The sequence below is a fragment of the Cupriavidus sp. NPDC089707 genome (assembly GCF_044748965.1).
GTDB lineage: Bacteria > Pseudomonadota > Gammaproteobacteria > Burkholderiales > Burkholderiaceae > Cupriavidus.
The window spans coordinates 44456-67031 of record NZ_JBIVHB010000026.1; the positions used below are offsets into that span (position 1 = coordinate 44456).

Annotated in this window: 22 protein-coding genes; 9 read left to right on the forward strand and 13 right to left on the reverse strand. The window is 68.2% G+C overall.

The annotated features are described in order from the left end of the window. Nucleotides 1-17 precede the first annotated feature (17 nt). Genes ACIP1U_RS27920 through ACIP1U_RS27935 form a run of 4 tightly spaced genes read right to left on the reverse strand, consistent with a single transcriptional unit; the run spans nucleotide 18 to nucleotide 3655 of the window. Nucleotides 18-701 carry an ABC-type transport auxiliary lipoprotein family protein gene (locus ACIP1U_RS27920; RefSeq protein WP_400322095.1) on the reverse strand — a complete coding sequence of 228 codons (684 nt, stop codon included), beginning with the start codon at nucleotides 699-701 and terminating at the stop codon, nucleotides 18-20. A 43-nt stretch (nucleotides 702-744) separates the two neighbouring features. Continuing rightward, nucleotides 745-1686: an MlaD family protein gene (locus ACIP1U_RS27925; RefSeq protein ID WP_400322097.1), complete on the reverse strand. Its 942-nt coding sequence runs from the start codon at nucleotides 1684-1686 to the stop codon at nucleotides 745-747. Then, a complete protein-coding gene (locus tag ACIP1U_RS27930; protein ID WP_400322099.1) occupies nucleotides 1683-2528 on the reverse strand; it encodes an ABC transporter ATP-binding protein in 846 nt (281 codons plus the stop codon). The genes ACIP1U_RS27925 and ACIP1U_RS27930 overlap by 4 nt, the downstream gene beginning before the upstream one ends. Next, nucleotides 2525-3655, reverse strand: coding sequence for an MlaE family ABC transporter permease (locus ACIP1U_RS27935; protein ID WP_400322101.1), 1131 nt, complete (start codon nucleotides 3653-3655; stop codon nucleotides 2525-2527). The genes ACIP1U_RS27930 and ACIP1U_RS27935 overlap by 4 nt, the downstream gene beginning before the upstream one ends. 217 nt (nucleotides 3656-3872) lie before the next feature. Between ACIP1U_RS27935 and ACIP1U_RS27940 the strand changes: the two genes are divergently transcribed. From ACIP1U_RS27940 to ACIP1U_RS27950, 3 genes are read left to right on the forward strand one after another with little or no spacing between them, the layout of a single operon-like run. Continuing rightward, a complete protein-coding gene (locus ACIP1U_RS27940) occupies nucleotides 3873-4754 on the forward strand; it encodes a biotin--[acetyl-CoA-carboxylase] ligase (protein WP_400322103.1) in 882 nt (293 codons plus the stop codon). Beyond that, complete coding sequence (locus ACIP1U_RS27945) at nucleotides 4751-5623, forward strand: type III pantothenate kinase (protein ID WP_400322104.1); 873 nt, start codon at nucleotides 4751-4753, stop codon at nucleotides 5621-5623. Before ACIP1U_RS27940 ends, ACIP1U_RS27945 begins: the two co-directional genes overlap by 4 nt. 53 nt (nucleotides 5624-5676) lie before the next feature. After that, nucleotides 5677-5925 carry a hypothetical protein gene (locus ACIP1U_RS27950; protein WP_400322106.1) on the forward strand — a complete coding sequence of 83 codons (249 nt, stop codon included), beginning with the start codon at nucleotides 5677-5679 and terminating at the stop codon, nucleotides 5923-5925. Between the two features lie 9 nt (nucleotides 5926-5934). Here ACIP1U_RS27950 and rfaE2 read toward each other — a convergent pair whose 3' ends face one another. From rfaE2 to ACIP1U_RS27990, 8 genes are all read right to left on the reverse strand, one after another. Next, complete coding sequence (gene rfaE2, locus ACIP1U_RS27955; protein ID WP_400322108.1) at nucleotides 5935-6429, reverse strand: D-glycero-beta-D-manno-heptose 1-phosphate adenylyltransferase; 495 nt, start codon at nucleotides 6427-6429, stop codon at nucleotides 5935-5937. Between the two features lie 99 nt (nucleotides 6430-6528). Beyond that, complete coding sequence (locus ACIP1U_RS27960) at nucleotides 6529-7497, reverse strand: LysR family transcriptional regulator (protein ID WP_400322110.1); 969 nt, start codon at nucleotides 7495-7497, stop codon at nucleotides 6529-6531. 516 nt (nucleotides 7498-8013) lie between these two features. After that, nucleotides 8014-8877, reverse strand: coding sequence for a ferritin-like domain-containing protein (locus ACIP1U_RS27965; RefSeq protein WP_400322112.1), 864 nt, complete (start codon nucleotides 8875-8877; stop codon nucleotides 8014-8016). A 156-nt stretch (nucleotides 8878-9033) separates the two neighbouring features. Then, entirely contained in the window at nucleotides 9034-10218 is a 1185-nt protein-coding gene (locus ACIP1U_RS27970) for a patatin-like phospholipase family protein (RefSeq protein ID WP_400322173.1), read from the reverse strand. Nucleotides 10219-10347: 129 nt separating this feature from the next. After that, nucleotides 10348-11193 (reverse strand): PhaM family polyhydroxyalkanoate granule multifunctional regulatory protein, encoded by an 846-nt coding sequence (locus ACIP1U_RS27975; protein WP_400322114.1) that lies wholly within the window; start codon nucleotides 11191-11193, stop codon nucleotides 10348-10350. A 64-nt stretch (nucleotides 11194-11257) separates the two neighbouring features. Beyond that, the gene (locus ACIP1U_RS27980; protein WP_400322116.1) at nucleotides 11258-12094 is read right to left on the reverse strand and encodes an enoyl-CoA hydratase/isomerase family protein; all 837 of its coding nucleotides are present in this window, start codon (nucleotides 12092-12094) and stop codon (nucleotides 11258-11260) included. 118 nt (nucleotides 12095-12212) lie between these two features. Continuing rightward, nucleotides 12213-13193 (reverse strand): fumarylacetoacetate hydrolase family protein, encoded by a 981-nt coding sequence (locus tag ACIP1U_RS27985; protein WP_400322118.1) that lies wholly within the window; start codon nucleotides 13191-13193, stop codon nucleotides 12213-12215. A gap of 92 nt (nucleotides 13194-13285) precedes the next feature. Next, nucleotides 13286-14236 (reverse strand): Bug family tripartite tricarboxylate transporter substrate binding protein, encoded by a 951-nt coding sequence (locus ACIP1U_RS27990; RefSeq protein ID WP_400322175.1) that lies wholly within the window; start codon nucleotides 14234-14236, stop codon nucleotides 13286-13288. 255 nt (nucleotides 14237-14491) lie between these two features. On the opposite strand from ACIP1U_RS27990, the gene ACIP1U_RS27995 reads away from it, so the two are divergent. The 4 genes from ACIP1U_RS27995 to ACIP1U_RS28010 all read left to right on the forward strand — a co-directional run bounded on the left by ACIP1U_RS27995 (nucleotide 14492) and on the right by ACIP1U_RS28010 (nucleotide 17843). Beyond that, nucleotides 14492-15325, forward strand: a complete 834-nt coding sequence (locus tag ACIP1U_RS27995) for an IclR family transcriptional regulator (protein ID WP_400322177.1) — start codon at nucleotides 14492-14494, stop codon at nucleotides 15323-15325. 58 nt (nucleotides 15326-15383) lie between these two features. Then, on the forward strand, nucleotides 15384-16379 hold the full coding sequence (locus tag ACIP1U_RS28000) for a DUF3108 domain-containing protein (protein WP_400322179.1): 996 nt from the start codon (nucleotides 15384-15386) through the stop codon (nucleotides 16377-16379). Between the two features lie 126 nt (nucleotides 16380-16505). Next, on the forward strand, nucleotides 16506-17348 hold the full coding sequence (locus tag ACIP1U_RS28005; RefSeq protein ID WP_400322120.1) for an alpha/beta fold hydrolase: 843 nt from the start codon (nucleotides 16506-16508) through the stop codon (nucleotides 17346-17348). A gap of 237 nt (nucleotides 17349-17585) precedes the next feature. Then, nucleotides 17586-17843 (forward strand): DUF3567 domain-containing protein, encoded by a 258-nt coding sequence (locus tag ACIP1U_RS28010; RefSeq protein WP_012351433.1) that lies wholly within the window; start codon nucleotides 17586-17588, stop codon nucleotides 17841-17843. 81 nt (nucleotides 17844-17924) lie between these two features. Here ACIP1U_RS28010 and ACIP1U_RS28015 read toward each other — a convergent pair whose 3' ends face one another. Beyond that, on the reverse strand, nucleotides 17925-18317 hold the full coding sequence (locus ACIP1U_RS28015; protein ID WP_400322122.1) for a rhodanese-like domain-containing protein: 393 nt from the start codon (nucleotides 18315-18317) through the stop codon (nucleotides 17925-17927). Between the two features lie 198 nt (nucleotides 18318-18515). Here ACIP1U_RS28015 and ACIP1U_RS28020 point away from each other — a divergent pair, with 198 nt between their 5' ends. Then, nucleotides 18516-19577 carry a homocysteine S-methyltransferase family protein gene (locus ACIP1U_RS28020; protein ID WP_342915525.1) on the forward strand — a complete coding sequence of 354 codons (1062 nt, stop codon included), beginning with the start codon at nucleotides 18516-18518 and terminating at the stop codon, nucleotides 19575-19577. 16 nt (nucleotides 19578-19593) lie between these two features. Next, a complete protein-coding gene (gene metH, locus ACIP1U_RS28025) occupies nucleotides 19594-22341 on the forward strand; it encodes a methionine synthase (RefSeq protein ID WP_400322124.1) in 2748 nt (915 codons plus the stop codon). Nucleotides 22342-22576: the final 235 nt, after the last annotated feature.

The window sequence follows — 22576 nt, forward strand, 5'->3', positions numbered from 1 at the left end:
TAATCTCCTTTTCTGTCTTACTTTAGCGGCAGCGTGGCGGTCCAGTCGAGCAGCGCGGAGATGGCGGCATCGCTGGCTTCGGCCAGCGCCTTGACCCCGCCGGCGCCGTCGGCGCTGGGCGCGGGCCGGCGCACCTCGAAGGTCTGCTGGCCGAGCTGGCCGCGGTGGAACACGGTGGCGCGCAGCCGCACCACGCCCTGGCTGGTGGTGGCGCTGTCGAACGCCTGCTCGAAGGCCAGCAGGTCGACCTTCAGCCCCGGCACGCTGGTGTCGCCGGACCAGGCCAACCCGCCGCGCGCCGACACCGACTCGCGCAGGCGCTCGTCGAACAGGCGCGTCGGCGACATCACCCAGCGCTGCGTGGCATAGGGTTGCAGCCGCTGCGCCTGCGCGTACAGCAGGCGGTAGTAGAGCGCATTGCCTTCGAGCCAGTCGGGGCCGTCGGTCTGCGATATGCGCAGCCTGGGCAGCGGCGCGGGTGCTCCGCTGGCAGAGTTGCCCGCCGTGCCGGCCAGGGCGGCGGACGGCCCCAGGTCATATGTGACGGTCGGCGCGCCACGCGACAGCGCGCAGCCGGACAGCACCAGCGCGGCGCCGGCCAATGCAAACAGCGTGGCGGCGGTGCGGGAGCGGCTGGCCCGGCGTGAATTCTCGGTGGCGGGGATCACGGCGAGGCCTTGGCGGTTGTTGTTCTCTGGCATGGCGATGGGTTGTCGTTTCGTCGTCGTCACGTCGTCGGTTACATCAGGGCGTGCTGAAGCCCGGCTCGCCCGGCCCCGGCGCGGGCGCCGGCGCGCCGAACAGCACGCTGGTCGGGCTGTCGTTGAACTGGCCGGCGGCACGCTCGAAGCTGCGCGCGGTCTGGCGCGCATCGCGCGCAAGCCCGTTGAGCTGCGGCAGGGTCTCCTGGCTGAAGGTGCCGGCCGCGGTCTGCACCGACGCCGCCGCGCCCTGCAGGTCGCGTCCGACACTGTCGACCGTGCGCAACACCGTGCCGTTGGGGCTGGCCAGCTCCTGCGTCAGGCGCCGCGTCGATTCCAGCGTGGCGTTGAGGTTCTCGGCCACGCGCGGCAGGCGGTCGGCGGCCGGCGCCAGCGCGTCCGACAGCTTCGAGTAGTCCTCGGCGGTCTTGCGCACCGAGCGGATCGCCGCCATCAGCTCATTGCGGTTGGCGGTCTGGAACATGTCGTTGAGGGAGGCCATCAGCGTTTCGGCCTGTGTCAGCAGCGAATCGCCGCGCTTTTCCAGTTCTTCGAAGAAGCCTGGGCGCATGGCGATGCGTGCCACATCCTTGGGCGAGGTGCGTAGCGGCGGCGAGGCTTCAGCGCCTGCATGCGCGGCAGTGTCGTCCAGCTGCACGTAGGCGATGCCGGTGACGCCCTGGAAGCCCAGCGTGGCGTAGGTGGTGCGCGTGATCGGCGTGTCCTGGTTGACGTTGATGCGCACGATGATCTGGCCCGGCACCTGCGGATCGAACTTGATCGACTCCACTTTGCCCACCGCCAGCCCGCGGTATTTGACGTCGGCCTGCGGCCCGAGCCCGTTGACGGTGGAACGCGTGACCAGGTCGTATGGCACGCGCACGGCGTGGTCGCTGGTGAACCAGAACAGCGCGAACAGCACCAGCACTGCCAGGCCGATGGTGAACACGCCGGCAAGGAACGCGTGTGACTTGTTTTCCATCATGCTTCTCCGGGTGGTGCCGCGGACTGCCGGGCCTGCGGCAGCGCCTGCAACGCGCGCTGGGCGCGTTCGCCCAGGAAATATTCGCGGATGAAGGGGTGGTCCACCTTTACCACTTCAGGGATCGGCGCGGCGGCGATGACCTTGTGGTCTGCCAGCACCGCGACGCGGTCGGACAGCGCCACCAGCGTGTCCAGGTCGTGCGTGATCATCACTACCGTGAGGCCCAGCTCGCGCCGAAGTTCCCGGATCAGCGCGACGTAGTCGTCCGAGGCCATCGGATCGAGGCCGGCGGTAGGCTCGTCGAGGAACAGCAGTTCCGGCTCCAGTGACAGCGCGCGTGCCAGCGCCACGCGCTTGATCATGCCGCCGGACAGGTCCGACGGCATCTTGTCCGCATCGCGCGCCGACAGGCCCACCAGCTGCAGCTTGAGCAACGCCGCCCGGCAGATCAGGTTGTCCGGCAGCGCGCGCAACTCGCGCAGCGGCAGCGCGATATTGTCGATGACCGACAGCGCGGAGAACAGCGCGCCGCGCTGGAACTGCAGCCCCCAGCGGTTGCGCAGCGCCTGCAGCTGCGCCGGGCGCAATTGGGCCGGGTCTTCGCCGAACACCTTGATGCTGCCCGAGGTCGGCCGCTCCAGCCCCACGATCTGGCGCAGCAGCACGGTCTTGCCGCTGCCCGAGCCGCCCACGATCGACAGCACCTCGCCGCGCCACACGTCCAGGTTGACGTGGTCGTGCACCACGGCCTTGCCGAAGCGCTTGACCAGGTCGCGCACCTCGATCACCGCGGTACGCCGCGCCGGCGCGGGCTGCGCTGCCGGTTCCGCTGGCGCGCTCATATCCCCACGTCCTTGAACAGGATGGCAAACACCGCGTCGGCCAGGATCACGATGGTGATGGAGGTCACCACCGACGCCGTGGTGCCTTCGCCCAGGCTTTGCGTATTGGGTTTGATGCGCAGCCCGAAGTGGCACGCCGTCAGCGCGATCAGGATGCCGAACACCACGCCCTTGCCCAGCCCCAGCCACAGGTTGGCCACCGGCACCGCGTCGGGCAGCTCGCGCAGGAAGAACGCGGCGCTGATGCCGAGCTGCATGCGCGCTGCCAACATGCCGCCGGCCAGCGCCATCACGTCGGTCCACGCCACCAGCAGCGGCATCGCGATGGCCAGTGCGATCACGCGCGGCATGATCAGCCGGAAACCGTGTGAGATCCCCATCACGCGCATGGCATCGAGTTCCTCGGTGACGCGCATCACGCCGATCTGCGCGGTGATGGCCGAGCCGGACCGGCCCGCGATCAGGATTGCCGCCAGCACCGGCCCCAGTTCGCGGATCACCGCCATGCCGAGGATATTGACGATAAACGTGCTGGCGCCGAACACGCGCAGCTGGTTCGCCGACAGGTACGACAGCACGATGCCGATCAGGAACCCGACCAGCGCGGTGATGCCGAGCGCCTTGTAGCCGACGTTGTAGATATTGGCCGAGACTTCGCGCCAGGGCCCGCGCTGCGGCATGCGCGCGAAGCGCAGCAGGTCGAACGCCAGCTGGCCCAGCATGGTGATGCCGTTGCCCAGCTGCGCGCCGAACGACAGCACATTGGCGCCAAACAGCGTGACCGGGTTGAAGCGATCCACCATGTGCTTCTTCCAGCCTTCGTCCTGCACCGCCGCGATGCGCTCGAACACACGGCGCTGGCCATCGCTGGCCTCGAGCTGCTGCGGCATCTTGCCGTCCCACGCCTGCCACAGCAGCTGTCCGCCGATATGGTCCAGCCGCTCCACTTCGGCCAGCGACCATTGCGCGTGCTCCGGCGCCTGCGCCAGTTCGTGCAACTGCGCGCGCAGCTGGCGCGCCTGGTGGCAGCCGGCCAGCGCGAGCGCGGACCAGTCGCCACGCAGCGCGACGCTGACGGTCCCGTCCCCGCGCGTGATATGGAAGTCTGGCGTCGTCTGGCGTTCCAAGGGCTGGCGATGTGATGGGCGAGTCCCGATTCTAAGCCACCCGCCCGGCTGGCGCGACCGCGCCGACGTCCGGGCAGGGGGCGGGCAGGGGGGCGGGTCCGGTGCAAGCGTGCTGCGCGGCTACAATGCGGCAGTCGGGCAGGCGCCGATGCCTGCCAGCCTTCGCACCGTCTTCACACCATCTTCGCACCGCCGATTGCCACCAGCGCAGCTTCCCATGCCAGACGCCTCTGACACCTCTCACACGCCAACATCGGGCCCGTCCGCCCCCTGGCGCATCGACCCCGCCGCCCTGCGTGCCGCGCTGTCGCCGGCACTGCGCGACTGGACGCTGGAGCTGGTCGAAGAAACCGGCTCGACCAATGCCGACCTGACCGCCGCGTGCCGGCAGGCACCCTGGTCAGATGCCGGCTGGCTGCGCCTGGCCTACCGCCAGACCGCCGGACGCGGGCGCCTGGGAAGGCCGTGGCAGGGGCAGGCGGGCATGACCTTATCGGTGGCGCTGCCGTTCGCGCTGGCGCCGGCACAACTCACCGGCCTGAGCCTGGCGGTAGGACTGGCGCTGGCCGAGGCCCTTGGCGATGTTGAAGCGCGCCTGGGCGCCCGCGTCGGCCTGAAGTGGCCGAACGACCTGCAGATCGACGGCCGCAAGCTGGCCGGCATCCTGATCGAATCGGTCCCGGCTGGCCCGAACCGGATCTGGGCGGTTATCGGCATCGGCCTGAACCTGGTGCGCGATGCGCAGATGGAAGCCGCGCTGGGCCGCGAACTGGCCGGCGTGGCCGAGGCCATGCCGGGCTTCGACGCCAACCGCGACGCGGTGCGCCTGCTGGCCGCGGTGCTGGAGCGGCTGGCATCGATGCGCACCGCGTTCCTGGCCCATGGATTCGGCCCGATGGCGCGGCGCTGGTCCGCCGCCGATGCCTACCGCGACCAGCCGGTGCGGCTGCTGCACGACGGCAAGGTGATCGCAGAGGGCATGGCGCGCGGCGTCGACGAGGCCGGCCAGCTGCTGCTGGAAACACCGACGGGGCTGGAACGGATCGCCAGCGGCGAGCTGTCGCTGCGCCCCGCGCCGGGGCAGGAGGACGGCGCATGAGCGTGCCGCAGCTGCTGATCGACATCGGCAACACGCGCCTGAAATGGGCATGGTGCGAGGCCGGCGCGCCGCTGCCGGCCGGGGCGGGTTTGCCCACGCCGTGGCAGCACGGCGGCGCGGTCGCGCATGCCGATGACAACGCGCTGAAGACCCTGGCCGCCGACCTGCGTGCGCTGCGCGGCAGCGGCCCGATGCCGGCGGTATGGATCACCAACGTGGCCGGCCCGGTGCTTGCCGCCGCCGTCGATGCCACGCTGGCCGACGCGTTCGGCGGCCGCGCGCCGGTGCAGTGGGTGCGCAGCAGCGCGACGCACGGCAACCTGGCCAACGGCTACCGCGAGCCCACGCAGCTGGGTGTCGACCGCTGGGTCGGCGCCATCGGCGCGCACCGGTGGCTGCCGCATGACACGCTGCTGCTCGTGACCGCGGGCACCGCGACCACGCTGGATATCGTTACCGTCGGCGCGGATGGCCGCGGGCGCTTTGAAGGCGGACTGATCCTGCCGGGGCTGGCGCTGATGCTGGGTACGCTGGCGCGCAATACCGCGCAGCTGCCGGCGCTGGAGGTGGACGAGACTGGCACCGTGGCCGGCGCGCACCTGCGCTGGGCCGACAACACCCACGACGCCATCGCCGCCGGCTGCCTGGCCGCGCAGGCGGGCGCGATCGAACGCACCTGGCGCGCGTTGGGCGAACACAGGCCGACGCGTTGCCTGCTTTCTGGCGGCGCACGCAGCGCGCTGGCCGGCGCGCTCGCGGTGCCCTTCGAGATGCACGATAATCTGGTGCTGCTCGGCCTGCATGCGATAGCGTCGGCCGAGGCCTGGCGGCCATCGCCTTCATCGCCTTCATCGCCCTCATCGCCTTGATCCGGCCTTGATCCCGCCTTGACCCGGAATCCCCGCACGCTCCGCCACCGTCCATGTCCGCCCCACGCGCCCTGCGCATCGCCCTGTTGCTGCTGCTGCTCGCCAACGCCTTGCTGGTAGCCGCGCTGGCCGGCTTGTTCGGCGCGAATCCGCTCGGGGGCTGGTTCGGCACGCCGCGCGAGCCGGGCCGGCTCGGGCAGCAGGTGCGCGCCGAACGCATGCAGCTGCTGCCGCCGGCACGTTCGCCCGCGGCAGATGCCGCGCCGCGCGGCACCTTGCCGGTGGCCCGGCGCCAGGGTTGAGCGCGCGGCTCAGCCGGCCTGGCGGACCTTGGTCAGCAGCTTGGTGGTGGAGCGGTCGTGCAGGAAGGGGATGGCATGGGCCTGGCCGCCCCAGCTGCGCACCAGCCGGGTTTCTTCCAGCGTATCGATGTCATAGTCGCCGCCCTTGACGTAGATGTCGGGGCGCACCAGTCGGATCAGTTCGACCGGCGTCTGCTCTCGGAACATCGCCACCAGGTCGACCGACGCCAGCGCGGCAAGCAGCGCCATGCGGTCCGATTCATGGTTGAGCGGGCGGTCGTCGCCCTTGCCCAGCATCTTGACCGAGGCATCGCTGTTGACGCCGACCACCAGGCTGGCGCCCAACGCGCGCGCCTGCGCCAGGTAGGTGGCGTGGCCGCGATGCAGGATATCGAAGACGCCGTTGGTGAACACCAGCGGGCGCGGCAGCGCGGCGATGCGCGCAGCCAGTTCGGCGGGGTTGTCGGCGGGGGTCAGCTTGGATTCGAAGGCGGGTACGGACATGGGTCAGGGATCGGATGGTGGAGGCCGGCGCTGGCAGCGCCGGCACGCTTGTCCGAATGGTACCCCGTCCGGCGAGGTCCGCCGTCCGTTCAGCGCTGCTTACCCAACCAGCGCCACGGCGGAGTCGTTGGCGGGCAGCGGCACCGTAGCGGCGGCAATGCCGCGCATCACCGAGACCAGCGCCTCGCGCACCGCGTCGACGTGGGCCGCCTGGGCGCGGCCGCCCAGGTACAGCAGGCTGACGTCGGCCCAGGCCGGAAAACCCTCGGGCACCTGCGCCACATAGGCGCGGTTGGCCCCGTCGATCCACGGCACGTTGAACTTCAGCACCGGCGTGACGCCGCCGCGCGAGCGCCACAGCGCGACCTGGCCGTTCCATGACGGCGCGACGGTCAGGCGGACCTGGTCGGACACATCGGCCAGGTAGCGTCGCACCGGGCTTTCGGCGTCGGCATCGTCGCTGAGCAGGGTCCAGTGCTCGCGCACGGGCATGTCGTTGCCCGTGGCTTCTTCCTCTGCAGACGGCGGGGCAGGCAGCCGGATCAGGCTGCGCTGCGCCATCATCACGTGCTCGGCCAGCACGCCGCCCGCGCCGGGCAGCGCATCAACGGTGACGGCGCAGTCGAGCTGCCCCTTTGCCAGGGCCTGCCCGACATGGCGGCCGTTGCCGATGACGCTGGAGGCGATATGCACGTCCGGCAGCGCCGCCGACAGCCGTGTCAGCACCTGCGTCAGCGCGGGATCGCCCAGCGCCATCGACACGCCGATGCGCAAGGTCTGGCGCGGCCCGCCGCCGCGCGGCGCGCGTGCGCCGGCATTTGCCACCAGCCCGTTCCAGCGTTCCAGCATGCCGGCCGCGGCGCGTTCCAGTTTCAGCCCGTAGGCGGTGGGCACCAGGCCGCCGCGCCGCTCGAAGAACAGTTCGTCACCGGTCACGTCGCGCAGCTTGCGGATGGCGTAGGCCACGGTGGGCTGGCGCACGCCGAGCGCCTGCGCGGCGCGGCCGATGCTGCCGTAATGCATGACCTGGACAAAAACGCCCAGGGCCTTGAAATCGATATGACGCAATCTTTACCCCTGCCAAGACGTTGCCGCGCGCCGTCGTCGCTGGCCCCAAGCCCGTACGTTGCGGGAAGTGCGGCGAGGGCGCACCGGAATTCAGGTGACACCTTGCCGGCGGGGCCGAGCGGCGCTGCGGATAATCGCCAGCCGCGACTGGCGGATTCTTCGGGGATGTTATCGGAATTACAGTCCATTACAAAATGATTTGCTCTAATAAATAAAGTCCGATCAATAACACATTAGGCAAAAAAGATAATCGCATCCTGTGATTTAAGTATTTTATTTCAAGAATTAAAAAATTTCGGAATGTCGCGCCACGACTGGCATTGCAGGCGGTGCGGTTGTATGCACCCGGATTAACCTGTCGCTTTGGCTGCAATGTAGTAACGGGATACCACCTGCCCCGCCGAAAAATCTGGCAAGCGCCGTTGTTTCCGAATATCCGGGAATGGCGGTGGGGCGCCAATAAAAAAACCTCGCCGTAGCGAGGTTTTTTTATCGGGGTGGCAGCAAGCTGCCGGATCAGGCCTGTGCCGGCTGGGCGCCGCCGGAGCCGGGCAGGCGGGCGTTCAGTTCCTTGCGGTAGCGGTTCAGGTCTTGCACGCTTTCAAAGGTGCGCTCGAACAGCAGCGACATATTGTGCAGGATCCGTTCAATGACCTTCTTTTCCCAGCCTTCGTCGAAGCGGATCTGCTCGTCCAGCCAAGTTTCCAGCCAGTCCGGGTCGGGCAGGCGCGACTGCACGGTGTCGTTGGGGAACAGCGCCTTGTTGACGTGCAGATTGGTCGGGTGCAGCGGCTTTTCGGTGCGTCGCGCCGATGCCATCAGCACGCCGATCTTGGCGAACGCGGCGCGCGCGTTGTCGCCGAACTGGGCCAGGTATTTCTTCATGTAGCGCAGGTAGGCGCCGCCGTGGCGGGCTTCGTCCTGCGACAGGGTGCGGTAGATATGCTTGATCACCGGTTCCGAGTGCCATTCGGCGGCGCGGCGGTACCAGTGGTTCAGGCGGATCTCGCCGCAGAAATGCAGCATCAGCGTTTCCAGCGGCGGCGCCGGGTCGAATTCAAAGCGCACCGCGTGCAGCTCTTCCTCGGTCGGCACCAGGTCCGGGCGGAAGCGGCGCAGGTACTCCATCAGCACCAGCGAGTGCTTCTGCTCCTCGAAGAACCAGATGCTCATGAACGCCGAAAAGTCGGAATCGTGGCGGTTGTCGCGCAGGAACATCTCGGTCGCCGGCAGGGCCGACCATTCCGTGATCGCGTTCATGCGGATGGTCTTGGCCTGGTCGTCCGTCAGCAGGCTGGCGTCAAAGCTATCCCAGGGGATGTCCTTGTCCATGTGCCAGCGGACGGCTTCCAACGATTTGAACAGTTCGGGGTAGAGCATGGTAAGCCTTTGAAATTACGGGCAGATTCTAACAGATGCGAATTATTCTCTTCTCCCTTTTTTAGGGCGGATGGGGGCAAATGCAACGACTTTTGCGAAGCCTGGCGCAGCCAACTGCATATTGCGGGCGATCAGCGGCGCCTGGCGGGCAGCCGCTCAGGGCGAGACCGCGCCCTCGGGCATGGTGGCGGGTGCAGTGCCCGGCACCACGCCGTAGAGGAATGCGGCCAGCTCGGCGGCCTGCGCTTCGGCGTCGCGCTCGCCCAGCGCCATCAGCGCCCGGGTGAACTCAGGCTCGAACAGCAGGTAGCTGGCGAAGGCGGCGCCGCGCGCCTCGGTGCCGCCCAGCGGCGCCAGCAGCGCGCGTACCGTGCGCGGCAGCTGCTTCTGGTGCTCGGCGGCGAGCGCCTCGATCGGTTCGCTGGGAGAGATCGTCATCACCTGCACCGGGCGCCAGCCTTCGCGGTCGCCCGCGAGCTCGGGCATGCGCGCCAGCAGCCGGTTGATATGCAGCAGCCGTTCCAGGTCGGCATTGAGCCCGTCCAGGAAGATGCTGGCCAGCGCCTGGCCGCCCACCTGTGCCAGCGACGGGTAGCCGCCGGCGGGCACGGTGTCGAACCAGCCCGAGCGCTGGCGCGAGGCCGCGCCGATCGCCAGGATGCGCGACGCGCCCAGGTGGATCGCCGGCGATAGCGGCGACATCTGCCGCATGGTGCCGTCGCCGAACCACTCGTGGTGGCCATCGATCTCGAGCGGAATCGACGGGAACAGGAACGGTATCGACGCGGAGGCCAGCAGGTGGTCCACCGTGATCGGCGCGGGTACCGCGATGCGCTGGCTGCGGTGCCACGGTTGGATGCGGTGGTGCGACTGGTAGAAGGTGACGTGGCGGCCCGTGCTGTAGGACAGCGCGGTGACCGCGAACGCCTGCAGCGCGCCGCTGTCCAGGCTGTCTTGCACCCGCGCGGGATCGAACAGCTCGCCCAGCATGCTGCCCAGCGGCGTGTTGTCGAACAGCGCGCGTGGCGCCCTGCGCTGCGTGGCCCAGCCCAGCGCCAGCGTTGACAGCCAGCGCGCGCCCGACACGCCCACGCGCAGCACGTCGGTACGGTAGACATCGTCGGCATGGATGCCGTGCCACAGCGCGCCCAGGCTTTGCGTGGCAGCCTGGATATCGCCGGCGTGGATGGCCAGCCCGGCACCGTTGATCGCGCCCGCCGAGGTGCCGGCGATGATGCCGAACGGCAGCCCGCCATGCGCCTTGCCGTGGCGCGCGGCGATGCGCGCCAGCCCGCACAGCACGCCGGCCTGGTAGGCGGCGCGCGCGCCGCCGCCCATCATGATCAGCGCGGTGGCGGCGGGGTTGGGGCCGTTAGGGCTGGTGCGCGGGGCAGTTTGGTGTCCTGGCAGGGGATCGCGGTGCATGGCGGGGGCGCGGCGCAGCGACAGGTCAGTGGGCGTGGTGATCCGTCATTCGTTGCCGCCGTTGATGTCGTCCTTGGCGGTGCCATTGCCGGCGGTCGTGGCGTTGGCCGTCTTGCCGGCAGCAGGCTTCTTTGCGGCGGGCTTCTTTGCAGCGGGCTTGGCCGCAGGTTTGGTCCCTGGCTTGGCCGCACTCGTGGCGCCGTTCTTTGCCGTGGCGCTCGCCCTGGCACCGTTGCCGTTGCCAGCGGTCTTGCGTGGCGCGGCTTTGGACCCGGCGCCGGCGTCCGGCGCGGCGCCCGGCTGTGCCGCCGTGCCGCCGGCACTGAAGGCGCCCATGTTGAAGGGCGCGATGCTGGCCGCGGCGGCGCTGCTGGCAATCTGGTTGAACTGCTGCTGCAACAGGTCCCACCAGAGCCCGGCGTTGGGTGCGGTTTCGGGCGTGGCCGACGGCTCGGGTGCCGGCTCGGGCTCGCCCGCGGGCTGGGACGCGGCCTGCGCCGCGGGGGCTTCTTCGCGCGGCCCGGCGCCGGTGTCGGCGCCGGCGCGCTGCGGCGGCGAGGCGCTGGGCGTATTGGCCGCGCGCGCCACGTTTTCCATCGCCGCCTGCATGGCGTCGGGCGAGAGCGCATTGCCGAAGGTCTGCAGCGCCACCAGCGTGGCGCGCTGCACCTCCAGGCCCTGGATCGTGGTGCGCAGCAGGTTGGTGTTCAGTTGCAGCCAGCTTTCCACGGCCTTGAGGTCGGCGATGCGCTTGTCGAGGTCGTCGAGGTCCATCGGCGGCGTCATCGCCTGCAGACCGGGCATCAGGCCGCCGGGCATGCCGGCGCTGCCGCCCCACAGCCGGCGCATGAAGTCGAAGCTGTTGGTGAAATCGGGAATCTGTCCGAACATGGTCGCGTGCTCCGTGTGCGGCGCAGCCGCGCTCCCGGATGCGGGCTGCGCGGCTGCGTCGTCGTTACCTGAATTGTGGCGGCCGCTTCTGGCGCAGGCTCGCCATGCCTTCGTGCACGTCGGGGCCGGCAAAGCCCATGAATTCGAGCGCCAGCGAGGTATCGAAGGCGGGACCGGCCATGCGCAGCCAGTTGTTGAGGGCGTACTTGGTCCAGCGGATCGCGGTCTGCGACCCCGCCGCCAGCCGGTTGGCAACCTCGAAGGCGCGCGCCACCAGTTCGTCCTCTTCCACCGCCAGCGAGACCAGGCCGATCCGCTCGGCCTCTTCGCCGCTGACCGACTCGCACAGCATCAGATAGTACTTGGCCTTGGCCATTCCGCACAGCAGCGGCCACACGATCGCGGCATGGTCGCCCGCCGCCACGCCCAGCCGGGTGTGGCCGTCGACGATGCGCGCGGTCTTCGCGGCGATCGAAATATCGGCCAGCAGCCCCGCCACCAGCCCGGCACCGACGGCCGGGCCGTGCATCGCCGAAACCACCGGCTTGTCGCAGTTGATGACGTTGTAGACCAGGTCGCGCGCTTCGTGCCACACGCGCGTGCGGGTCTCGAAATCGTTGGCCATGTCTTCCACCAGCGCCAGGTCGCCGCCGGCGGAGAAGCCCTTGCCCTCGCCGCGGATCAGCGCCACGCGGATATCGGGATCGGCGGAGACGTCACGCCAGATCTCGGCCAGCTCGCGGTGCATGTTGGCGTCGGCGGTGGCCAGCTTCTGGTTGGCCGACTGCGCTGCGCCCATGATGATCTCGAGGATGGGGCCGTGGCGGCGCAACGTCAGCGCGCGGTAGCGCGCGTAGCGTTCGGAAAGTTCGGTGGAAGACGCGTCGATGGGGGCGGTCATGGGTGGCCTGTCAGGTGAGTGGCGCGCAGCCGCGCCGGGTGCATCGTGGATTTACCAACCGATCGGTCGGTAAATTATATGCACATCCGGCGAACCCTTGCCGACAGGCGCGGCGGGCTCAGGGGGCTGCCACCAGCTGGTCGATCGCGCCGAACACCGAATGCCCCTGCGCGTCGAACATCTCGATCTTGACCGCGTCGCCGAACTTCATGAATTCGGTGCTCGGCTTGCCCTCGTCGATGGTCTCGAGCATGCGCTTCTCGGCGATGCAGCAGTAGCCCTTCTTGCGGTCGACGTTGGAGATCGTGCCCGAGCCGACGATGCTGCCGGCGCGCACATTGCGGGTCTTGCAGATATGCGCGATCAGCTGGCCGAAGTCGAACACCATGTCGGTGCCGCAGTCGGGCTGGCCGACCTTCTTGCTGTTCCAGTGCACCGTCATCGGCAGGTGCACCTTGCGCTCGCGCCAGGCCTCGGCCAGTTCGTCTGGCGTGACGGCGACGGGCGAGAAGGCGGTGGCCGGCTTGCTCTGGAAGAAGCCGAAGCCCTTGCCCAGTTCGGCCGGGATCAGGTTGCGCAGCGAAATATCGTTGACAAGCGCCAGCAGGCGGATGGCTTCGCCGGCCTGCTCGGGCGTGGCGCCCATCTTCACGTCGCCGGTGATGACCGCGACCTCGGCCTCGAAGTCGATGCCGAAGGCTTCGCTGGCGCACACGATGTCGTCCTGCGGGCCGAGGAAATCGTCCGATCCGCCCTGGTACATCAGCGGGTCGGTCCAGAACTCGGGCGGCATTTCGGCGCCGCGCGCCTTGCGCACCAGCTCGACGTGGTTGACGTAAGCCGAGCCATCGGCCCACTGGTAGGCGCGCGGCAGCGGCGCCATGCAGTCCTTGGGATTGAACGCGAACGGATGGCGCGCGCGGCCGGCGTTGAGCGCGTCGTACAGGTCCTGCAGCTGCCGCGCGTAGAAGTTCCAGTCGTCCAGCGCCGTCTGCAGCTTGCCGGCGATATCGGTGGCGAAGTGGGCTTGCTTCAGGTCGCGCGACACGACAGCCAGCTGGCCGTCGCGCGAACCGTCCTTCAGGGTTGCGAGTTTCATAAATGCGGTGCGGTAGAGAGCGGGGCGCCCGCGCGGCGGACGCAGTGCCCGCTAGTCTACCGCGCCGTGCTGCGCGCCCCTGCGCTGGTGGTTTAGTCGACCGTGATGCCCTTGGCCTTGATCAGCTTGCCCCAGCGCTCGGCTTCAGCGCGCGCGTAGGTAGCGAATTCCTCGGGCGTGCTCGACACCGCCTCGACCCCGACGCCTTCCAGCTTCTTCTGCACCTCGGGCGTCTTCAGCGCCTTGACCAGCTCGGCGTTCAGCCGCGTGACCACCGCCTTGGGCGTGCCCGCCGGCGCCACCAGGCCCTGCCAGGCGTAGGCCTCGAAGTTGCTCACGCCGCCTTCGGCCACGGTCGGCACGCCGGGCAGCACCGCCAGCCGCTTGGGCGTGGCCACGCCCAGCGCGCGCAGCTTGCCGGCGCTCACGTTCTGCTGGCCCGAGGCCAGGTCCAGGAACATCAGGTCGACCTGGCCGGCCAGCAGGTCCTGCACTGCCGGGGCGGCGCCCTTGTAGGGCACGTGCGTCATCTTGACCTTGGCCTGGTCCATGAACAGCTCCATGGCCAGGTGGTGCGGGCTGCCTGCGCCGGGCGAGGCGAAATTGACCTTGCCCGGGTTCTTCTGCGCGTACTCGACCGCTTCCTTCAGCGTGCGCGCCGGGAATTTCGGGTTGGCCACCAGCACCAGCGGGAAGCGCGCCAGCTGGCCGATATAGACGAAGTCCTTCTCCGGGTTGTACGGCAGCTTCTTGTACAGCGACGGATTGGCCGCGAGCGTGGCGGTATCGGCGGTCAGCACGGTGTAGCCATCGGGCTTGGCGTGCGCGACGGCATCGGCGCCGACGATGGTGGCCGCGCCCGGGCGGTTGTCGATCACCACCTGCTTGCCCAGCCCCGGCGTGATCGCCTGGGCGACGGTGCGTGCCACCACGTCGGTGCCGCCGCCGGCCGGATAGGGCACGACCCAGCGGATTGGCTGGGCGGGCCAGTCATCGGCGTGCGCTGGCGCGCTGGCGGTGAACAGGGCGCCGGCGGCAGCCATGGCGGCCAGCACGAGATGGGCGGAACGGCGGGCGGAACGACGCCCAAAGAAGGGACGCAGGGGGCGCATCGATAGTCTCCGTGTTAAAAAGGGGCCCGGTTCGGCAGGCGTCGACACGTGCGCCGCCGGGTCTGTTGCGAAGGAAGTCTACCGATGGCTTAAAAATTGGTAAATCGATTTCGCTATAGTAAATTTACCTACGAACTAGCCCGGGTTTCCGGGCGTCGATCCCCCTGCCGCTGGCCCATGTCACGCATTGCTGAAAACGAAGAAGACGACGCCAAGCTGCGCTCCGGCATCCAGTCCATCGAAGTGGGCTTCAAGCTGCTCCAGGCGCTTGCGGCGTCTCCGCGCGCGATGATGCTGCGCGACCTCGCCGCCGCCGCCGGCATGAACCCGGCCAAGGCGCACCGCTACCTGGTCAGCTTCATGCGGCTGGGCGCGGTGGCGCAGGACCCGGTCAGCGGCCGCTATGACCTGGGCCCGTTCGCGCTGCAGCTGGGCCTGGCCGGGCTCAACCGGCTCGATCCCGTGAAGAAGGCGCGGCCGATCCTGTCGCAGCTGCGCGACGAGGAGGACCTGACCGCCGGCATCGCCGTGTGGGGCAACCACGGCCCCACCATCGTGCACTGGGAGGAATCCAGCCACCCCGTCACCGTGAGCCTGCGCCTGGGCGACGTGATGCCGATGCTCAATTCCGCCACCGGCCGGCTCTACGGCGCCTACCTGCCGCGCAAGCAGACGCTGCCGCTGATCGAGCGCGAGCTGGGCGCGCGCGGCAATGGCGCCGTGCCGGACATGCCGGCGTCGCTGGCTGAATACGATGCGATCTGCGCCGAAGTCCGCGAGCATGGCGCCGCGCGCACGCTTGGCGGCGTGCTGCCGGGCATCAATGCGTTCTCGATGCCGGTGTTCGACGCCAACGGCCACCTCGCCATGGGGTTAATCGTACTGGGCGCGCAGAGCCTGTTCGATGCAGAATGGGGCGGTACGATGGATTGTCGCGTACGCGATATCGCCCAACAGCTCTCATCGGAACTCGGCTACCTTGGTGCCGCCCCCCCGGCCGGAGAAACCGGCCAGCCCTAATCCTCGTGTCCGCCCGGGCGCGGAATCCCCTGTCTGGCGCCGCCGGCGCTGGGTGATTGTGGTTGGGCTGGTGGTGCTGGTGCACGTGATGGCGGTGGTGGGGTTTCTGCGCATGCCGGGCCCGCTGATCCCGCTCGATGTCAGCAACACCCCGACGCTGGAGGCGGTCCTGCTGCCGCCGCCCAGGCCGCCTGCGCCGCCCAAGCCGCGTCCGGCGCCGCAGCCGCGTCCGAAGGCGGCGGCGCCGGTACCGGCGCCCCAGCCCGAGCCTGAACCGCCCGCCCCACCCCTGGCAACCAGTCCGCAGGGCCCCGCCGAGATGGCAACGGGTCCCGGCGGTCCCGGGGCGGCCCCGGCGCCACCTGCCGCGCCGGCCCCGGCGCCGTCTGGCGGTCCGCAGGGCGGCGTCGACGGCGTCGTCTACAGCGCGCCGCCGCCCGCCACGTACCAATACGCCAGCTTCGTCAACGGCGTGCAGAACCCCGATGGCCTGATCCGCTGGGAGCACGACGGCCGCCGCTACCGCCTCGCGGTGGAAACACGCGTGCTGTGGTTCCGCTTCGCGTTCCAGAGCAGCGGTGCGCTGTCCGAACAGGGACTGTTGCCGGAACGCTACGAAGAGCACCGCCGCAACAAGGCCGAGTCATCGCGCTTTGACACCGTCGCCGGCACCGCCGCGCTTCACAACGGCGCGCAGTCGCCATTCCCGCCCGGCGCCCAGGATCGCTTCAGCGTGTTCCTGCAACTGGTCGGCCTGGTGCGTGGCAATCCGCAACGCTATGTCACGCCCGGTGTGACGGAAACGTTCCAGGTTGCCGATACGCGTGATGTGCAACCGATGCAAGTGCAGTATGTTGGAGAAGAGAATATCGACACGGGCAATGGTGTGGTGCGTGCGAAGCACTTTGTGCGGCTGCCGCGCCGCGCCAATGACCGTCGCCGGGTCGAGATATGGCTTGCACAACCGCTGGGCTGGATGCCGGTGCGGCTGCGGCAGACCGAGCCCGACGGCACCCAGATCGAGCTCGTGTACCGCGGCAACGGCGGGCAATAGCCACGGGGCCGCTGCCCGGGTCGAACACCGGTAGCTGGCCGGGCGATTGTCAACAATCATTAAAAGATGTCTCGCCCCGGTCAACGCCGTCGCGTTTCGCGCATTCTTACTGACAGGAGCCCAGCCATGACTGTTGCCACGCCACCCGCCGAAACGCACCGCGTCCATGCCGACGGCGCCCAGCTTTATGTGCGCATCGACGGCACCGACGGACCGTGGGTAATCCTGTCCCATGCACTGGCTGCCAGCCATGCGCTGTGGGACCAGACCGCCACCCACCTGGCGTCGCGCTACCGCGTGGTGCGCCCCGACCTGCGCGGGCATGGCGGCAGTGACGCGCCTCTGGGCCCCTACACCATGACGCGGCTGGCCGACGACGTGATCGCGGTGATGGACGCGCTGGAAATCCCCCAGGCCCACTTCTGCGGCATTTCGGTCGGCGGCATGATCGGGCAGACGCTGGGACTGCGCCATCCGGAGCGGCTGCTGTCGCTGGCACTGGTGGCCACCAACAGCCAGACCCCGATGGAAGCGCACCCGATGTGGCATAACCGCATCGGCCAGGCCGAGGCGCATGGCATGGCCGGCATGGCCCATGCCACGCTGGAGCGCTGGCTGACGCCAGCCTTCCGCGACGCCCATCCCGATGCGGTCGCGCGCATCCACGCCATGCTGGTGGCCACGCCGGTGCGCGGCTACGTGGGCGTGGCCGAGGCGATCATGGCTTTCGATCTCGCGGGCGCGCTTTCCCGCATCCATTGTCCTACGCTGGTAGTAGCAGGAGAGAACGATCAGGGCGCGACCGTGGCGATGGCGCAGAGCATTGCGGCCGCTATCCGAGGCGCCCGGCTGGAAGTGATGCCGCAGGCGGCGCACCTGGTGCATGTAGAGCAGCCAGAACGCTTCCATACGGCGCTGGACACGTTCCTCGGCAATGCGGCGTGCGGCGGCCAGTGCGACGTTCCGTGAGAGGCAACACACTGATGCGCCAGGCTCAAGAAACTTGTTGCAAAGGACGATGCCCAATCTATGTAGGCAGCAATGACGTGGCAACGCAGTGACCTGCTTAGGCCTTGGTTTAAGCCTTGATTTCGCGCGGGTCACCCCAAGTTTGGAGGTAAAGCCGCGGCGCCCCCTCACGGCAACATCGACGAGGCAAGAATCACAAGGGCATGCCGCCCAACCATGACGCCCAGGAGGTGTGCCATGCAAATGATCTACAACAGCGACAATTACTGCATCGTCGAGTTCGGTGCGGATGTCGAGCAAGCGCCGCTTGAATTCGGCGGCTATGAAATCGTCGACAAGAACCTGAAGCGCGAAATTTTCCTTGGCGGGCAACTGGCTGAAAGCTTCCGCGCCGACGTCAAGCGCCTGATCGAAAGCGAGCCGTCAGTGGAAGAGGTCGACGACTTCCTCGGCAAGTTCGACAACGTGATGACGCATCCGCTGGTCATGCACTGAGCGGCTTTCCATGACCGCCGGCCGCGGCCGGCGGCATTGCCATCGCGCCCGCCCTGGCGGGCGTTTTTATTGGGTGGCTGTTCAGTACTGCTCCCACGGCAGCCCCTCGTGGCGCCAGCCGTTGAGCGTATTGCGGTGGCGCTGCCCGTCGAGGTCGCCCTCGAAGCCGTGCAGCACGTTGTAGACGTTGGCAAAGCCCGCGCCCTCCAGCGCCCTTGCCGCCGCCGTTGAACGGTTGCCGCTGCGGCAGATCAGCAGCACCGGCCGCGCTGACACATGCCCGGCCAGCTTCTTCACCATCTGCACGAAATGCGGGTTGACCTCCCAGTCCGGGCCGTCGTTCCAGGGGACGTTGTGCGCACCCTTGGGATGGCCGACGAACAGGTATTCCATCTCGCTGCGGCAGTCGATAAACAGCGTGTCGGGCGATTGCGCCAGCAAGTCGTTGGCGTCGGAAGGGGACAGGTGTTGCATGGTCGGCGGGACAAAGGGCGTGGAATGTGCCGGTATGGTGACGGTTACGTCTCTCAGTGTAGGCGGCCATCGACCCGACAGGCAACCGCAAGGCCTTGATACACCTGATAAAATCGCTCCTCTTTGGCCAGCATCGGCCACAGCAGCGCCCGCCGCGGATCCCCGATCGCGCCGGCCGCCTTTCCAGAGTTCCCCGCCATGAGTGCCCCTGAATCCCGCGCGGCCGCACCGCGCCCCTACACCCGGGCTGCCGAGCTGCCCCGGCTGCTGCAAGAACGCATCCTGATCCTGGATGGCGCCATGGGCACCATGATCCAGCGCTACAAGCTGACCGAGGCCGACTACCGCGGCGAGCGCTTCGCCGAACACAAGGTGGACGTGAAGGGCAACAACGAACTGCTGTTGCTGACGCGCCCGCAGGTCATCAGCGAGATCCACGAGCAATACCTGGCCGCCGGCGCCGACCTGATCGAGACCAACACCTTCGGTGCCACGCGCGTGGCGCAGGAAGACTACAAGATGGCCGAGCTGGCCTACGAGATGAACGTGGAGGCCGCGCGCCTGGCGCGCGCCGCCTGCGACAAGTACAGCACGCCCGACAAGCCGCGCTTCGTTGCCGGCGCCTTTGGCCCGACGCCCAAGACCGCCAGCATCTCGCCCGACGTGAACGACCCCGGCGCGCGCAACGTCACCTTCGAGGAACTGCGACAGTCCTACTACGAGCAGGGCAAGGCGCTGCTCGAAGGCGGCGCCGACGTGTTCCTGGTCGAGACCATCTTCGACACGCTCAACGCCAAGGCGGCGCTGTTTGCCATCGACCAGCTGTTCGAGGACACCGGCGAACGCGTGCCGGTAATGATCTCCGGCACCGTGACCGATGCCTCCGGCCGGATCCTGTCGGGCCAGACCGTGGAAGCATTCTGGAACAGCCTGCGCCACGCCAGGCCGGTCACCTTCGGGCTGAACTGCGCGCTGGGCGCCACGCTGATGCGCCCGTATATCGCCGAGCTGGCCAAGGTGTGCGATGCCGCGGTGTCGTGCTATCCGAACGCGGGTTTGCCGAACCCGATGAGCGACACGGGCTTCGACGAAACGCCGGAAGTCACGTCATCGCTGGTCGAGGAATTCGCCGCTTCCGGGCTGGTGAACCTGGTGGGCGGCTGCTGCGGCACCACGCCCGAGCATATCGCCGCCATCGCCCAGCGCGTGGCCGACAAGAAACCCCGCACCTGGCCCGGCCAGTACCGCGACGCCGCCTGAGCCGGAGCCCGAGAACATGAGCGAGAACAAACTGCCCCCGCGCCCGATGCGCCTGTCCGGCCTCGAGCCCTTCACCATCGACGACGACACGCTGTTCGTCAACGTCGGCGAGCGCACCAACGTGACCGGCTCCAAGGCCTTCGCACGGATGATCCTGAACGGCCAGTTCGACGAAGCGCTGGCGGTGGCCCGCCAGCAGGTCGAGAACGGCGCGCAGATCATCGACATCAACATGGACGAGGCCATGCTGGACTCGAAGGCCGCGATGGTTCGCTTCCTGAACCTGATCGCCTCCGAGCCCGACATCGCGCGCGTGCCGATCATGCTGGACTCGTCCAAGTGGGAAGTGATCGAGGCCGGCCTGCAGTGCGTGCAGGGCAAGCCCGTGGTGAACTCGATCTCGCTCAAGGAAGGGGAGGAACAGTTCCGCCACCACGCCGAGCTGATCCGCCGCTACGGCGCCGCCTCGGTGGTGATGGCCTTCGACGAGAAGGGCCAGGCCGACACCTTCGCGCGCAAGACCGAGATCTGCAAGCGCAGCTACGACATCCTGGTCAATGAAGTGGGCTTCCCGCCGGAAGACATCATCTTCGACCCGAACATCTTCGCGGTCGCCACCGGCATCGAAGAGCACAACAACTACGCGGTCGACTTCATCGAAGCCACGCGCTGGATCAAGCAGAACCTGCCGTACGCCAAGGTCAGCGGCGGCGTGTCCAACGTCTCGTTCTCGTTCCGCGGCAATGACACGGTGCGCGAGGCAATCCACACCGTGTTCCTGTACCACGCGATCGGCGCGGGCATGGACATGGGCATCGTCAACGCCGGCCAGCTCGGCGTGTATGACCAGCTTGATCCCGAGCTGCGCGAGCGCGTGGAAGACGTGGTCCTGAACCGCCGCGAAGATTCCACCGACCGCCTGCTGGAGATCGCCGATCGCTTCAAGGGCGGTGGCGCCAAGAAGGAAGAAAACCTGGCCTGGCGCGGCACGCCCGAGCAGCCGGTGCCGGTGGGCGAGCGCCTGGCGCACGCACTGGTGCATGGCATCACCACCTTCATCGTCGAAGACACCGAAGAGGTTCGCCAGCAGGTCGCCGCGCGCGGTGGCCGCCCGATCGAGGTGATCGAAGGTCCGCTGATGGACGGCATGAACATCGTCGGCGACCTGTTCGGCGCGGGCAAGATGTTCCTGCCGCAGGTGGTCAAGAGCGCGCGCGTGATGAAGCAGGCGGTGGCGCACCTGCTGCCCTACATCGAGGAAGAAAAGCGCCTGCTGGCCGAGGCCGGTGGCGACGTCAAGGCGCGCGGCAAGATCGTGATCGCCACCGTGAAGGGCGACGTGCACGACATCGGCAAGAACATCGTGTCGGTGGTGCTCCAGTGCAATAACTTCGAGGTGGTCAACATGGGCGTGATGGTTCCGTGCAACGAGATCCTGGCCAAGGCCAAGGTCGAGGGCGCGGATATCGTCGGCCTGTCGGGACTGATCACGCCGTCGCTGGAAGAAATGGCCTACGTTGCGTCGGAGATGCAGCGCGACGACTACTTCCGCGTGAAGAAGATCCCGCTGCTGATCGGCGGCGCCACCACCTCGCGCGTGCATACCGCGGTCAAGATCGCGCCCAACTACGAAGGGCCGGTGGTGTACGTGCCCGACGCCTCGCGCTCGGTCAGCGTGGCGTCGAGCCTGCTGTCCGATGAAGGCGCGGCGAAGTACCTGGACGACCTGAAGACCGACTACGACCGCATCCGCACCCAGCACGCCAACAAGAAGGCGACACCGATGGTGACATTGGCGCAGGCGCGCGCCAACAAGACGCCGATCGACTGGAACGGCTACGTGCCGCCCAGGCCCAAGTTCATCGGTCGCCGCGTGTTCCGCAACTATGACCTGGCGGAGCTGGCCAACTACATCGACTGGGGCCCGTTCTTCCAGACCTGGGACCTCGCCGGCAAATTCCCCGACATCCTCAACGATGAGATCGTCGGCGAGTCGGCGCGCAAGGTGTTCTCGGACGGCAAGGCGATGCTGTCGCGCCTGATCCAGGGCCGCTGGCTGAGCGCCAACGGCGTGATCGCGCTGCTGCCGGCCAACACCGTCAACGACGACGATATCGAGATCTATACCGACGAGACCCGCAGCAAGGTCGCGCTGACCTGGCACAACGTGCGCCAGCAGAGCGAGCGCCCGGTGGTTGACGGCGTGCGCAGGCCCAACCGCTGCCTCGCGGACTTTGTCGCACCCAAGGACAGCGGCATTGCCGACTACGTGGGCATGTTCGCCGTCACCGCCGGCCTGGGCGTTGACAAGAAGGAAGCGCAATTCGAAGCCGACCACGACGACTACAGCGCGATCATGCTGAAGGCGCTGGCCGACCGCTTTGCCGAGGCCTTCGCCGAATGCCTGCACGAGCGCGTGCGCAAGGACCTGTGGGGCTACGACGCGGCCGAGCAGCTGAGCAACGAGCAGCTGATCGCCGAGTCCTACCGCGGCATCCGCCCGGCGCCCGGCTATCCGGCCTGCCCGGAGCACACCGTCAAGGGCCCGATGTTCGAGTTCCTCGACGCGGCCGAGATCGGCATGGGGATCACCGAGTCGCTGGCGATGACGCCGGCCGCCTCGGTCAGCGGCTTCTACCTGGCGCATCCCGAGTCGACCTACTTCACCATCGGCAAGATCGGCCAGGACCAGCTCGACGACATGGTGGCGCGCCGGCATGAAGAGCGCGCCACCCTGGAGCGCGCGCTCGCTCCCAACCTGTAACGAGGTGCGACGGCAGGGCGCCGGCCACGGCCGCGCGACCCTGCCGCCAGCCCGTTGATGTCACAGGGAATTTCCCCTCGCGACGGCTTGCCGGCCTGATTGCGGCGGCGTATCCGACGCCTCACAACTCCTTACAGAGCCTTTCAATCCCTCACAGACCGGCGCCGGTGCGCTCCCTAGACTGAGGGCTCGATTCACGCAAACACCAGCGCGTGAACACCGCGACGAATGTTTC

Bases quoted from the DNA above. Each gene is read 5' to 3' on its own strand.
- ACIP1U_RS27975 (WP_400322114.1), bottom strand. From the start codon at position 11,193: ATGTTCGGACAGATTCCCGATTTCACCAACAGCTTCGACTTCATGCGC.
- ACIP1U_RS27925 (WP_400322097.1), bottom strand. From the start codon at position 1,686: ATGATGGAAAACAAGTCACACGCGTTCCTTGCCGGCGTGTTCACCATC.
- ACIP1U_RS28005 (WP_400322120.1), top strand. From the start codon at position 16,506: ATGACTGTTGCCACGCCACCCGCCGAAACGCACCGCGTCCATGCCGAC.
- metH (WP_400322124.1), top strand. From the start codon at position 19,594: ATGAGCGAGAACAAACTGCCCCCGCGCCCGATGCGCCTGTCCGGCCTC.
- ACIP1U_RS27965 (WP_400322112.1), bottom strand. From the start codon at position 8,877: ATGCTCTACCCCGAACTGTTCAAATCGTTGGAAGCCGTCCGCTGGCAC.
- ACIP1U_RS27980 (WP_400322116.1), bottom strand. From the start codon at position 12,094: ATGACCGCCCCCATCGACGCGTCTTCCACCGAACTTTCCGAACGCTAC.
- rfaE2 (WP_400322108.1), bottom strand. From the start codon at position 6,429: ATGTCCGTACCCGCCTTCGAATCCAAGCTGACCCCCGCCGACAACCCC.
- ACIP1U_RS27950 (WP_400322106.1), top strand. From the start codon at position 5,677: ATGTCCGCCCCACGCGCCCTGCGCATCGCCCTGTTGCTGCTGCTGCTC.
- ACIP1U_RS27940 (WP_400322103.1), top strand. From the start codon at position 3,873: ATGCCAGACGCCTCTGACACCTCTCACACGCCAACATCGGGCCCGTCC.
- ACIP1U_RS27970 (WP_400322173.1), bottom strand. From the start codon at position 10,218: ATGATGGGCGGCGGCGCGCGCGCCGCCTACCAGGCCGGCGTGCTGTGC.
- ACIP1U_RS27990 (WP_400322175.1), bottom strand. From the start codon at position 14,236: ATGGCTGCCGCCGGCGCCCTGTTCACCGCCAGCGCGCCAGCGCACGCC.
- ACIP1U_RS28020 (WP_342915525.1), top strand. From the start codon at position 18,516: ATGAGTGCCCCTGAATCCCGCGCGGCCGCACCGCGCCCCTACACCCGG.
- ACIP1U_RS27920 (WP_400322095.1), bottom strand. From the start codon at position 701: ATGCCAGAGAACAACAACCGCCAAGGCCTCGCCGTGATCCCCGCCACC.
- ACIP1U_RS28015 (WP_400322122.1), bottom strand. From the start codon at position 18,317: ATGCAACACCTGTCCCCTTCCGACGCCAACGACTTGCTGGCGCAATCG.
- ACIP1U_RS27930 (WP_400322099.1), bottom strand. From the start codon at position 2,528: ATGAGCGCGCCAGCGGAACCGGCAGCGCAGCCCGCGCCGGCGCGGCGT.
- ACIP1U_RS27985 (WP_400322118.1), bottom strand. From the start codon at position 13,193: ATGAAACTCGCAACCCTGAAGGACGGTTCGCGCGACGGCCAGCTGGCT.
- ACIP1U_RS27945 (WP_400322104.1), top strand. From the start codon at position 4,751: ATGAGCGTGCCGCAGCTGCTGATCGACATCGGCAACACGCGCCTGAAA.
- ACIP1U_RS28010 (WP_012351433.1), top strand. From the start codon at position 17,586: ATGCAAATGATCTACAACAGCGACAATTACTGCATCGTCGAGTTCGGT.